The organism is Escherichia sp. MOD1-EC5990, assembly GCF_002965285.1.
GTDB classification, from domain to species: domain Bacteria; phylum Pseudomonadota; class Gammaproteobacteria; order Enterobacterales; family Enterobacteriaceae; genus Escherichia; species Escherichia coli_F.
This window is the reverse complement of record NZ_PTRV01000014.1, coordinates 32,382-45,954: the sequence shown is the minus strand read 5'-3', so window position 1 is coordinate 45,954 and position 13,573 is coordinate 32,382. Positions and strand designations below refer to the sequence as shown.

Here is a 13,573-nt window from a genome sequence, read left to right as displayed (position 1 = left end):
GTTTCCCTTTCAAAAATTTATGTCGTTATTCGTCCAGTCAATCACTCTCTGCTTAGCTAAGCCTGGGTTATATTTTTCACAATATCGGGATATTTATCGAACCATGTAATAATATTCAAGATTATTTCACTGAGTTTTTTATACTTTTTATATTTTTTCTCCCGACTATAATTTTGAACAATATCCTGGTAAGTTCGTATTTCATCATCTATTTTATCAATATCAATCTTAAAGTTATTTAATTTTCTTTGTATATCATTACGCGTCAAATTATCTTTGTTTTCACTAACTAGTTGTGCTTTCTCTTTCACAATTTTATTATGTTCTTTTGTTAATTCGTTAATTTTTTGCAATATATCCTCGTAACCCTCATTGGACTCTTTTACTTCCTGATAATATTTGGTTAAACTTTCCTTGTTAATTTTAAATATACCTGCTAAATTTTGAAAATCGAAAGCAAAATTATTGAGTGCTGAGTCGTAAAGTTCTTTAAAAGATTTTATTTTTTCTAGTTGATTTTTTAGCTCTATTTTGTCTATATCAACATCGTCAAATAGGTGGACAAGATCTTTAAATTTGAAATTTAAATTTCTATCAAATTGGTTATGAGACTCTTGCCTTTCTTTTCGGATAAATTCTTCTGAATATTTAAGATCTTCTTGTGCATTTGACTGCGAAATTTTTTCTTTTATGACAGATTCAACAAAGTTAATTCTGTCACGTCCCATCATATTGTTAATGATATGTTGTGCCCTACCATGCATATCTTTGAAGATAAAAAAATTAGCTTTTTCAATATCAAAAGAAAATTCCTCTTTAAACGATCCATTTTCATTATAGAGTGCGGCTAAAAACGACTGTAATTCTGCAAATGCTTTTTCATATATTAGCCGAGTATTTGGCAAGGATTTTTCAAGTTCCCCTATGTCTTTATATAGAGCATCTGCCTGATTTATGAAATTAGGTATTTGTTCTTTACTTATAGCTCCGTCTATATTCATATAAATGTATTTTTTATCGGTAAGACTACCTTGTGAATAAATTGTAGCAGAATCGATAGTACAGCCTTCGAGTCTGTCCTCTCTGTAACAATAGCCCAGATCCGCCCCGTGCAAACGACTATTTTTAAAGAAAATGTTATTATTCTCTGTATTTTCATTGCTATATGAAGAGTTAATACCTTTATTAATATTGTCTGCACATTTAATAAAATTATCATCTAACTTAAGAGTTCTCGATCTTCTTTCAATGCGATCAGAAAAATACTCAACGGGGTTAAATATATATTTACCTGAACCAGCTTCACCAAGACCACTGTTTATTTTAATATAGTTCAAAGTACAATTATTAAATACTATCCCATGATCCCTCCCCCTGATGTAATTATTATTAGACTTGTTGAATGAGTTTGCCAAAAATTTCATTCCAGGAGCTTCAAGTCCTGTGATATCACAGTTATAAAAATGACTCAGAAGTATACTCGATCCAGGACAACTACCTCCCTGAATTGTACAGTCTTGAACAAAAGACTGCATAAAGAGATAAGCCCCTAATTTTTCTTGGATATTGACGGGTTGTTTAACGGTGTAGACTTGAGACGTCTCACAACTATAATGATTTATTTCGCATTTAGAAATAAAACAACCTTTAAACATACCTATTATTGATTTTTCATTTCCTGACTCTGCAGTTTTTTCATTAGGATCATAAAAATGTATGTTGTTGAACTTACAATCTTCGAAATAACAATTTTCAAAAACTGGGCCTTCAAGGGTCGGAGTTTCTATATTTCCTGAAAAAGTTACATTTTTAAAACTACAATATTTTAATGAATTTAATACATCTTTAGGCAACGAATTTAAATTGATAGTTGTATCAAAAACAGGAATTTTATTTTTAATAAGCGTCGTAAGTTTTACAGCATTATCAGAAAACTTTAATCTCTTCATGGGAGAATTATCAAAATGTAAATCATCAAGATAGTTATCAAGAGTGAATCTTTCAGAAAAAACTTGATGCTTATCGGCCTCATTTACAGTCTCCCCCGTGTAGAGATTAAAAGATCTACACACAACCACTTCATTATTTTCATTTGTGGTAAAATCTGTAGTAGTACTAAATCGCCATTGTTCTTCTACTTTGGCCAGAGATTTAATATTCTTGAACATCTCCGCTTTATTATCATTTTTTGTCACAAATTCGTAAATTAAGCTTTTAACTTGTTTAATATGCGATCCGGGAAAAAGATCGCGAATAAACTCCCACAGTGTACATTTTTTAAACAACACCCCATTACCATCCAGAATATTTTCAATATCCTTAAAATTTACATCGTATTTCTTATTATTAATATCTAAAGTAACCTTGTCAGAATATCCGTTATGCTTATGCTTCTCATTTTTCACTTCTGAAAAGGGATTAGTATTTATAAGAACATCTGATCTTAATTTAGCAACCATAAATCCTCCGATGTGCAATATTAGGGTGTTTAAAAATAACGACATCTAGATTGTTAATTAACACTACCGCTAGCCAGGTTAGCAACAAGTGTTACTTATATTACCAGTGAAGACTATAAAAAATAGCTCATTTCCCCCGATTTAATCCAGGGTGTTTACCCTGGATTCCCAATTTTTAGGCATAACGAATCATCCCTCAGGTAAACAGCAATATCTGAAAATGAGCGATTTTTTATAGCTGGTTATATTGTCAATGTTAGAATAAATAGATTTTATAATATGTTACCAAGGTGATTTATGGAAAATCTTATTGGCACTCCACCAAACTATGCAGTTTCCTATAAGAATATAGACAAGAAGCAACGGGAATATTTATGTCATCTCAATCACTTTTCTAAATTGCCTGACGATTTTTTGATAACTGGTCCAAGAAAAGACCTTTTTGATTATCAACGTATTTTAGATTGCGCATTTTCAAATTTACAGCATTTACTTCCTAAAGGACAATTACAGAAGATACAACAGAGATTAGACTCTCTTATGTACAAAAACAAGTTCCATCGTTTTCATGTTTTTTTATTAAAACTGTGCTCAAATACTTGTATTCCAGCCCCATCTGCCGATAACACTGTCTTTGATAACAAAATGCCATTTATATTAAGTGAGGAACAGATCGATGAAATTTCTTTTTTAAACGCATATCACATAGAAAAGAAAGGAAATAAAGACATTATTACATTGGATTTCGTTAGCAAGGATCATGCTCAGCAACTTAATTTTAGCACAACCATAGCATCAAAAAATGATTGCCTTCATATATATACAATAAACAACTATAACGCACAGATTATATTCGAAGAGGATTTAAATTTATATCCCAGTGAATTATCTCAATCATCACATTGGTGTTATCAGTTAATAAAAAACATGATTTCGTTATATTGTAGATGGACTAACAATTATGGAATCAATAAAACCTGTGCTTTTGATTTTAAAAACAATTCATTTTCTAACTCCAGGTTGGAGTTTATATCGTTTATTGCATGTTCTTTTTCACATGCCGATATGAATTATTCGATATTTCAAAATGTTAATCTTGATATGTGTGAGATACGTAATTGCAATTTTGACAAGTCAGAAATGAATTTCATTTCGTGCGTAGGAACAAATTTTAGTGATTCCACATTCGATAAAGTCAGAACAAAAGCGCAACTAATTAAGACACCGAGAGAATGGTCTGATAATATTTTGAAGTATTGGTTCTCAAGCTCTAATAAACGTAATATCCTCTTCACCCTTAATACAATATCTGATAGAGTCATAAAATTAAAAGGAGTCAAAGATATATTATCGTCATTGGTAGACCAAAAAGCTAATATTTATAGTGTAAGGCAAGAGCTTCTGGATTATCTTAATGATGATTTATATAAAAATGATAGAGAGATTACTTTTTATAAAGAATCACTACTGTTATTTTGCTCTGAATAACCAAAAAGATTAACTACAGCACTCTATTTTGTGTTTATATCCGTGTCAGGAAACAGGCTCATTTCAGCAGGATAAAACCGTAGAGTGCGATTGCGATGAACAAGAGATACCGACTTATTATTTAGTCTATTTTATTGCGTTAACTAATAAATGTTGTAAATTTACCAGCGCCTTTTCCCAATTATCAATCACATTAACATCTTTTTTTCTTGAATGAATTTCCATTAACTTTTTTATGAAAGATGAAATTTCATTTTCAGCTACAGCACTTTGCATGTCCATATAAGCAGGTGTTTTACTTTGTGTTTTTGAAGCAAAATCATAACTTAACCTGGTGGTTAAAGTAATATCACAATCATACAGGTTAATTCCACCGGCTAACTTGCCCAAGCAAGTATAATATAAACAGCAATGGCTAAGTTTTAAACACTTATCTATTTTATCATTTATATGGTTATTAGCTTTGACATTTGGGAAAATATTATTGTATATAAGCCTGAAAGAGTTTTATCCAGATTAAGTTTATTTTCACTTTTTCCAAAATATTTTCTTGGATCATGATCAAGTAAATCTTCAAGAATTCCATTTCGTTTGCATGTCATATTAGCATAACTAAAATCACAATCATCAAAATAATTATCATCGCTATAATCGCCTCTACCTTTTCTATAAAACGAAGTTTCTATAAAATCCATTTCTACACCATTAAACTTTTATATATTGCAACATAATAAACTACTTGCAATAATACTTGCTTCTTTACACTCTCCATCTTGAAGATTACAGCCATATATAAATTACTGCATAAACAAGTATGCACCGACAGTCTTACCTACTGCAGGTTCTTTATTTACAGAGTATATTTTTGATGTCTCTATCTTGAAATTTTTCATTTCACATTTGTTGTGCTTTGACATAGGGCTTTTACCCTGGTTTCTGTTTTTTTCTGTGAGGGTTACATTATTAATAAAAAATAACAAGAATGTTTTTTAGAACAGAGCACTACATTAATATTCAAAAATTTGAATGAAATAATGTATATGCAATCTATTGGGAATAGCATCAAGGGGAGTTTGTGAGGCAATTTTTAGAGAAAATGTATATCTACCCGATAAATATGCATTACCGGGCTGATTGCCAGATGCGGCATAAAAGCCTTATCTGGCAATGTGTTAGCGTTACTCTTTCGGGTCTTTTCCCGCCAGCAGTTTATCCAGCTCATCACCGCCTACATGACGGAAATCCTGACCTTTCACGTAGTAGAAGATGTATTCACAAATATTCTGGCAGCGGTCGCCGATACGTTCGATAGAACGTGCACAGAACAGCGCGGTAAGGACACTTGGAATAGTCCGCGAATCTTCCATCATGTAGGTCATCAGTTGACGAACAATACCTTCGTACTCCTGATCGACTTTTTTATCTTCCCGATAAATTCGCACCGCTTCGTCAATGTCCATCCGCGCGAACGCATCCAGCACGTCGTGCAGCATCTGGATGGTATGACGGCCCAGCGACTCCAGACTTACCAGCAACGGCTGATGCTGCTGGGAGAATTTCTCCAGCGCAGTACGGCAGATTTTGTCCGCCACGTCGCCAATACGCTCCAGCTCGGCAATGGTTTTGCTAATCACCATCACCAGACGCAGGTCGCTCGCCGTCGGCTGACGTTTGGCAATAATGCGCACGCAGGCTTCATCGATCGCCACTTCCATCATGTTGACGTTTTTGTCGCCTTCGATGACTCGCTTCGCCAGATCGCTGTCCTGGTTGTGCATGGCGGTGATTGCATCAGAAAGCTGCTGCTCCACCATGCCGCCCATGGTCATCACCTGCGTGCGGATGCTTTCCAGTTCGGCGTTGAACTGGCCGGAAATATGTTTATTAAGATTGAGACTGTCCATAACGCACTCCTGAATCAACCGTAACGACCGGTGATGTAGTCTTCTGTTTGTTTCTTCGCTGGCTTGGTGAACAGATCGTCCGTGTTGCTGAACTCAATCAATTCGCCCAGGTACATAAACGCCGTGTGGTCGGAACAACGCGCAGCCTGCTGCATGTTGTGGGTGACGATCACTACGGTGTAATCCTGCTTCAGTTCGGTGATCAGCTCTTCAATACGCCCGGTAGAGATAGGGTCGAGCGCCGAACACGGTTCGTCGAGCAGCAGCACTTCCGGGCGAATGGCGATACCACGCGCAATGCACAGACGCTGTTGCTGACCACCAGAGAGAGAGTAACCGCTCTGGTGCAATTTATCTTTGGTTTCGTTCCACAATGCGGCTTTGGTCAATGCCCACTGCACGCGCTCGTCCATGTCGGCACGGGAGAGCTTCTCAAACAGACGAACGCCAAAGGCGATGTTGTCGTAGATGGACATAGGGAACGGCGTCGGTTTCTGGAACACCATGCCCACTTTCGCACGCAGCAGGGCGATATCCTGAGTGTTAGTCAGGATGTTGTCGCCATCGAGCAGAATCTCACCTTCCGCACGCTGCTCCGGATACAGTTCAAACATTTTGTTGAAAGTACGCAGCAGCGTCGATTTACCGCAGCCGGACGGCCCGATAAACGCCGTAACCTGGTTTTTGGCGATATCCAGGTTGATGTTTTTCAGGGCATGGAATTTGCCGTAGTAGAAGTTCAAATTACGAACCTGAATTTTACTCGGGGCAGTTTCAACCATACTCATTGCAATCTTTTCCTCATCGTGCCTGATGCACTTCGCTAATCAGGCTTACCGTAGGCCGGATAAGGCGTTCACACCGCATCCGGCAAAGTGTTAACCGTGTTTATTCTTCGCAAAAACAACGCGCGCCAGAATGTTCAGCAGCAGGACGCACAGGGTAATAATCAACACCCCGGCCCAGGCCAGTTGCTGCCATTCTGCAAATGGGCTCATCGCAAACTTAAAGATCGTCACCGGCAGGTTGGCGATCGGCTGCATCATGTCCGTGCTCCAGAACTGGTTGGAGAGCGCAGTAAACAGCAGCGGCGCGGTTTCACCAGCAATACGGGCAATCGCCAGCAGGATACCGGTCATGATCCCGGACACCGACGCTTTCAGCGTAATCGCGGAGATCATCTTCCATTTCGGCGTACCCAGCGCATAAGCCGCTTCACGCAGGCTGTCCGGCACCAGTTTCAGCATGTTCTCGGTGGTGCGGATAACAATCGGTACCTGCAACAGCGCCAGGGCAATCACGCCCGCCCAGCCGGAGAAGTGCTCCATTTGCGCCACCACGATGGTGTAAACAAACAAACCAACCACAATCGACGGCGCGGAGAGCAGAATGTCGTTAATGAAGCGAATCACTTCTGCCAGCCAGGATTTACGTCCATATTCCGCCAGATAAATCCCCGCCATAATGCCCAGTGGCGTACCGAATACCGTGGCCCACAAAATTAACAGGCCGCTACCCGCCAGGGCGTTCGCCAGACCACCGCCTTCCGTATTTGGCGGCGGCGTCATTTCAGTGAACAGCGCCAGCGACATACCGTCGATACCGCGGGTGATGGTGGACATTAAAATCCAGATCAGCCAGAACAGGCCGAAGGCCATCGTCGCCATTGAGAGCGTCAGTGCAATACGGTTCTTGAGGCGGCGACGCGCCTGCATTTTGCGGCGGGATTCTGCCAGCGCCGCAGTGGTTTGCATTTCAACCATAGCCATTAGCGTGCCCCCTCATTCTTAGCCAGGCGCATAATCATAAATTTCGATGCAGCGAGGACGATGAAGGTAATCACAAACAGGATCAGGCCCAGTTCCATCAGTGCGGCAACGTGCAGACCGGATTCCGCTTCAGCAAATTCGTTCGCCAGCGCAGAGGTGATACTGTTGCCCGGCATGTACAGCGAGGCGCTGTCGAGCTGGTAGGTGTTACCGATGATAAAGGTCACTGCCATGGTTTCACCGAGCGCGCGCCCCAGACCCAGCATAATGCCGCCGATAACCCCATTTTTGGTGAACGGAAGAACGATACGCCAGATAACTTCCCAGGTGGTGCAGCCGATACCGTAGGCTGACTCTTTCATCATCACCGGGGTTTGCTCGAATACATCGCGCATTACCGCTGCAATGTACGGAATAATCATGATGGCGAGGATCACGCCTGCCGCGAGGATGCCAATACCAAAGGCCGGGCCGGAGAACAGCGCGCCAACAATCGGGATATTCGACATGATATTGCCGACCGGCTCCTGGAAGTAAACGGCGAACAGTGGCGCGAAGATAAACAGGCCCCACATGCCGTACACGATACTTGGAATGGCTGCCAGTAGCTCAATGGCGATACCCAGCGGGCGCTTCAGCCAGCCAGGCGCAAGCTCGGTCAGGAACAGGGCGATACCGAAACTCACCGGGACGGCGATCAGCAGCGCGATAAACGAGGTCACCAGAGTACCGTAGATCGGCACCAGCGCCCCGTAGATATCGTTCGGCGCATCCCACTCTTTGGTCCACAGGAAAGCCAGACCAAATTTCTGAATGCTCGGCCAGGAGGAGATGATCAGAGAGACAATAATGCCACCCAACATCAATAGCACAATCAGCGCCGCCAGTTTTACCAGCACGCTGAAAATTATGTCGCCCTTTTTACCCGGTGGGTTAAAAGCAGGCTTGGTTGCAGCCATAAGTTACTCTTCAGTTAAACGCGTTTACAAAGTCATTTTGTAATGCCGGATAAGCCGTTAATGCCTTATCCGGCCTGGAGTTTTATTAGTACAGCGGCTTACCGCTACTGTCTTTAATATTGGTCTTCCACGCAGCGCGAACCTGTTCAACTACGCTATCCGGCAGGCTGGCATAATCCAGGTCGTTCGCCTGTTTAGCCCCGGTTTTGTACGCCCAGTCGAAGAACTTCAGCACTTCTACACCCTGCTCTGGTTTCTTCTGATCTTTGTGGACCAGAATGAACGTGGTTGAGGTAATAGGCCATGCATCTTCGCCTTTCTGGTTGGTCAGATCCTGAGCGAATGTTTTGCTCCAGTCTGCGCCTTTTGCTGCATTAGCGAAGTTTTCTTCGGTCGGACTAACCGGTTTACCATCAGCGGAGATCAATTTTGTGTACGCCAGGTTGTTCTGCTTAGCGTAAGCATATTCAACGTAACCAATTGCACCCGGCAGACGCTGAACGAACGCGGCGATACCGTCGTTACCTTTACCGCCCAGACCAATCGGCCATTTTACGGTAGAGCCCGTACCAACGTTGTTTTTCCATTCTTCGTTCACTTTCGCCAGGTAGCTGGTAAAGACGAAGGAAGTCCCGGAGCCATCTGCGCGGCGCACTACAGCAATGTTCTGTGACGGCAGTTTTAAGCCCGGATTCAGTTTGGCGATGGCTTCATCATCCCACTTTTTGATTTTGCCCAAGTAGATGTCGCCGAGGGTTTTACCATCCAGCACCAGTTCGCCAGATTTTAGCCCCGGAATGTTAACCGCCAGCACCACGCCGCCAATTACGGTCGGGAACTGGAACAGACCTTCCTGAGCCAGTTTTTCGTCAGACAGCGGCGCGTCAGAAGCACCGAAATCAACGGTGTTGGCGATAATCTGTTTTACGCCGCCGGAAGAACCGATACCCTGGTAGTTAACTTTATTACCGGTTTCTTTCTGGTAAGTGTCAGCCCATTTGGCATACACCGGCGCAGGGAAGGTTGCACCTGCACCTGTCAGGCTTGCTTCTGCAAACACAGAGAAAGCGCTCATCGATAAGGTCGCGGCGACAACAGTTGCGACGGTGGTACGCATAACTTTCATAATGTCTCCTGGGAGGATTCATAAAGCATTGTTTGTTGGCTACGAGAAGCAAAATAGGACAAACAGGTGACAGTTATATGTAAGGTTTATGACAGTTTTATGACACAACGAGATTTATGCGTAATTTATTGATTTTTATAACCAGACAAAAAGAAAACTCATGTCATCTTTTTGTCATGTCATGTGCAAATAGGTTAGAAAGAGGTGTCTGATGACAACGGCGCGAGGAGCACCGTTGTCAGTTTGATTAGCGAACAATTTCGAGTGTGATTGTTGCCGTAGCAGTAAATGTTCCAGGCGCGGGTCGTGCACCAGTGAGGCTCGCAGGAGCAGCAGAAAAAGTCACGCTGCCAGCTTTATCACCATAAACGCTTGTTGCTCCCATATCAGTTGACAATTCGCCACCGTTCACGTTGATTTCTCTGTTATTTTTATCGTAGATTTTTATCCCTACATTCGGGTTTGATGTTACAACCATTGAATTATCGCTACTGGATTCAGTAGCGTAAAAAGAGGTCGTGATCTCATCCTTATTCAGTATTCCCAAATTTACACACTCAATGGTGACAGTTCTGGTGATCTTACTCGCTGACACAGCACTCCCGACAACAGATGAAAAATCTGAGGCTGGAATAGTACTAAAATCAAAATTAATAGGCTGTAAACTATTGATTTCACAACTTTGTGGTGCAGTAATGTCTCCACGAATATAAACCTCAGCCATCGGTTTAGAATAATCAACCGGTGTATCACGACTGATAGTTCCATACAACTTTGCGATAAGCGTCTCGGGAATAATTAACTTTCCTGCAAATGGCTTTTTGATATAAAAATAAACCTGAGCCTTAGCGCCACTGGAAATACTTAATGGGTCGACTCTACTACACTTATATACTGTTGTTCCAGAGGGATTGTTAGCATGATACTCGAATGGTGCATTAACAAATCCGACTCCCAAAAGATCGATTGCCATACCTACATCAAGATGAGAATTAAGATTATAGTAATTTAAATTAGAATGAACGCCTGCATAACTTAAAGATTCATTTATTCTTGCTGTGTAGTAAATATAGGGAAATTCACCGACTGTTCCAGTATCACAATGACAGTGCGCCGGATAAGATCCACCATTAGTTACTGTTGTATTAAATGTGCTCCCCGCTTTATTCTGACTTGCAGAAATAACGTATCCTGAAAAATCAAGTGTACTATGAAAAACGCCATTATCAGGAGTACAGATACCTTTAGGAGCCGCAAGCGTCGTACTCGTGTAAAAAATGGCAACAATAGAAAAACACCACACCAGAATATTATTTTTCATAAAAAAACCTTTAATTACAGGTGACACTCTGTTCAATTAAACCATTCTCATTTTCTGGTACTGAAAGTGAGTAGCCAAAGGTACATTTCGTGACTGCGTCTCCTCCCCAGGATAAAGTGACCTGCCCTTTATCTGACAGACCCGAGAGATAAAGCTCACCAGAATCACCGACTATTCCTGAATCGGCGGTACTTGCGTTTTGAACTGAGGCAATGGCGCCAAAAGGTGCCGGTTTACCATTTGCATTTACCACTCTGAAAAGAACACGGTAACCCACATGCGTCACAAACTCCGCTTTAACCACCGCGCCGCGAGTGGGAACCATCGTAACGACGGTATTATCGAGTTCAACATTCGACTTAGAGAAATAGTTGTCGCTGATCGCTACCCGGTTTTCATCATAAGGATTTAGCTGTGTCTTAACCGTGTAACCACGCCAGTCTGTTGCCGCCCCGCGCATATTATCAATTTCCAGACCTGCGGCTCCCGGTGCTTTAATAAGAGCGATGGTTTCACCCAGTTCCTGGCTAAACGTTACCCCTTCACTGTGCGCCAGAATGCCACCCCGGATACCATAATTGAGTCGCTGAGAATTTTGGCTGTAGTTATAACTGCCGTTTAACGTGCCGTAGGTACCGTCATAGGTCAGCGACATATTACCGCCTACTTGATCATCGCGGCTGTTATAGGACTGCATGAGATTCCAGGAGAGATTATTTTTCTCCAGCGCCGTACCGCTTAGGCCAAGTTGATGCGAGCTACCAGAATCATCATTTTGCGAAACCGAATAGGTGGCATAACTATTTCCCCACCAGCCCGATAATGGAACTGATAAAGAGAGCATGTAGATTTGTTCGCTGGTGTTATCACTGGCATAACTATTACTCGTCCCTTGCCGGGCCGTATTGGAATAACTCCATGAGACATTCCACGAGAGGCGCTTCCAGCTACTGCTGTAACCAAATTGGATTAATCGTTCGACATCATCTGTGTGCCAATATTGCTGGCGGCTTAATGTCAGGTATAAGTTGCCATAATCTCTGCCCAGCGATTGCGTTAACGTTCCTTCCACACGGCTGCGACGGTTTCCGGTTTGCCAGAAATCTTCCGGACTATTTTGCCGGGAGGCCCATTCATTGAGGGTATAATAGCCTTCGGTGGAATAACGATAGCCAACCAAGCGTAAGCTGGTGTCTGTATCGTCAAAACGTTTTGAATACAGAAAACGATATGATTGACCCGTTTCCGTATCATCAGCAAATTTCGCTCTGGCATATGTTACATCTAAGGAGATGGCTCCCAGAGAACCGAGATCTTTACCTACCCCCAAAGCAACAGAACCATACTTTTCAGCAGCCTGTACGCCGCCATACAAGGTAAAACCGTGGGGCAAGCCATGAAGGATCTGTGCCTGAAGCACGTCAGGAGTAAAACCATCCTCATCGCGCAGTTCCCCCACGCTAACATCTACATCGGTCTGACCTTCACGTTTGAGGATTGCCAGCGACGCATAAGGCTGGGTGAATCGTTGTTCACTACCATCTTCTTCCTTGATAGTTACATCCAGGTCGCCGCCTGAGCTGGCAGTATTGAGGTCGGTGATTTCAAAGGCGCCTTGTGGCACGGCTGACTGATAAATTACGTAGCCGTTCTGCCGAATGATGACGGTGGCGTTGGATTTTGCAATCCCACGAACCACAGGCGCGAAGCCATTCTGGCTGGAGGGTAACATATCTTTATCAGTATATAGTCGTGCACCACGGATTTGCGTGCTGTCGAAAATATCGCTCGCCGTCCACGTATCGCCGATCATAATCTGGCTTCTTAACGCAGCAATATCACGTTGTATCCAGGTACTGATAGAGTTGTATTCCGCACGACCATCGGTGGTGTTTAAGGTGCTGTAATTGCGTAGTCGCCACGGCCCAATATTGAGTCCGTTACGCAAGTTGAGATAACTGGTATCGGTCTCCTGAGAGCTGTAATCCGAGCGCAGGGTATGTGAACCGGAAAAATCGTAGTTGATAGTCAGTGCGTTAATTCCCTCATCCCAACGCGTGGGGCTTATGTAATCGTAAGCCATCGCATCCATATAGATCTGGGGAATGGTGATATTCAGTTGCAGCTTATCGCTGTCCAGTTGCCAGGTTGAGCCTTCAATGCGTGGTGCAGGGTCAATACAGGCCTTGTCATCCACCTTATTGAGCGCTTTCAGCGCGTCAACTTTTACGCCAAAGGAAGTCAGCGTTTTTTTAACCGCGACAAAGCAAGCGTGCAGATCGGCATCAGGGTTATCCTGAACAAAAGTCACATCCTGACGCTCGAACATTTTGCCATTGATAAAAATATCAACACTGTAGACGCCGGGAGGTATGTGATTCGCTTTGTTAAACTGGCGAATATCGACTCCGGATTGATGGTCTATTTCCAGCAGCGCCGGATTAAATACGCTGACCTCGGCCATCAGGCTTTGCGAGAAAACGAGACACGTCCCTGCCGTCAGGCCAACCGCTATTCTGGTCGTAACCATAATTCGCCTATCCTTAT

The 13,573-nt window shown here is 42.5% G+C and carries 9 protein-coding genes and 1 pseudogene; 1 reads left to right on the top strand and 9 read right to left on the bottom strand.

What is annotated here, in order from left to right:
- Positions 1 to 56: 56 nt before the first annotated feature.
- Positions 57 to 2,459 (bottom strand): type III effector, encoded by a 2,403-nt coding sequence (locus BEB42_RS16695; protein WP_105267476.1) that lies wholly within the window; start codon positions 2,457 to 2,459, stop codon positions 57 to 59.
- A 297-nt stretch (positions 2,460 to 2,756) separates the two neighbouring features.
- Here BEB42_RS16695 and BEB42_RS16690 point away from each other — a divergent pair, with 297 nt between their 5' ends.
- The gene (locus tag BEB42_RS16690; protein ID WP_077900846.1) at positions 2,757 to 3,947 is read left to right on the top strand and encodes a pentapeptide repeat-containing protein; all 1,191 of its coding nucleotides are present in this window, start codon (positions 2,757 to 2,759) and stop codon (positions 3,945 to 3,947) included.
- A gap of 138 nt (positions 3,948 to 4,085) precedes the next feature.
- Here the strand turns inward: BEB42_RS16690 and BEB42_RS26760 are convergent.
- The 8 genes and pseudogenes from BEB42_RS26760 to lpfC-O113 all read right to left on the bottom strand — a co-directional run.
- A pseudogene (locus BEB42_RS26760) lies at positions 4,086 to 4,849 on the bottom strand (type III effector protein); the annotation flags it as partial.
- Between the two features lie 276 nt (positions 4,850 to 5,125).
- Positions 5,126 to 5,851 (bottom strand): phosphate signaling complex protein PhoU, encoded by a 726-nt coding sequence (gene phoU / locus BEB42_RS16680; RefSeq protein ID WP_000377789.1) that lies wholly within the window; start codon positions 5,849 to 5,851, stop codon positions 5,126 to 5,128.
- A gap of 14 nt (positions 5,852 to 5,865) precedes the next feature.
- Positions 5,866 to 6,639 carry a phosphate ABC transporter ATP-binding protein PstB gene (gene pstB, locus BEB42_RS16675; protein ID WP_000063126.1) on the bottom strand — a complete coding sequence of 258 codons (774 nt, stop codon included), beginning with the start codon at positions 6,637 to 6,639 and terminating at the stop codon, positions 5,866 to 5,868.
- Between the two features lie 90 nt (positions 6,640 to 6,729).
- Positions 6,730 to 7,620 (bottom strand): phosphate ABC transporter permease PstA, encoded by an 891-nt coding sequence (pstA, locus tag BEB42_RS16670; RefSeq protein WP_001251991.1) that lies wholly within the window; start codon positions 7,618 to 7,620, stop codon positions 6,730 to 6,732.
- On the bottom strand, positions 7,620 to 8,579 hold the full coding sequence (pstC, locus tag BEB42_RS16665; protein ID WP_000741620.1) for a phosphate ABC transporter permease PstC: 960 nt from the start codon (positions 8,577 to 8,579) through the stop codon (positions 7,620 to 7,622). Before pstC ends, pstA begins: the two co-directional genes overlap by 1 nt.
- 85 nt (positions 8,580 to 8,664) lie before the next feature.
- Complete coding sequence (gene pstS / locus BEB42_RS16660) at positions 8,665 to 9,705, bottom strand: phosphate ABC transporter substrate-binding protein PstS (RefSeq protein ID WP_000867152.1); 1,041 nt, start codon at positions 9,703 to 9,705, stop codon at positions 8,665 to 8,667.
- Positions 9,706 to 9,952: 247 nt separating this feature from the next.
- Positions 9,953 to 11,026, bottom strand: coding sequence for a fimbrial protein (locus BEB42_RS16655; protein ID WP_000794368.1), 1,074 nt, complete (start codon positions 11,024 to 11,026; stop codon positions 9,953 to 9,955).
- Between the two features lie 10 nt (positions 11,027 to 11,036).
- Complete coding sequence (gene lpfC-O113, locus BEB42_RS16650; protein WP_105267475.1) at positions 11,037 to 13,556, bottom strand: long polar fimbrial usher protein LpfC-O113; 2,520 nt, start codon at positions 13,554 to 13,556, stop codon at positions 11,037 to 11,039.
- Between the last annotated feature and the right edge of the window lie 17 nt (positions 13,557 to 13,573).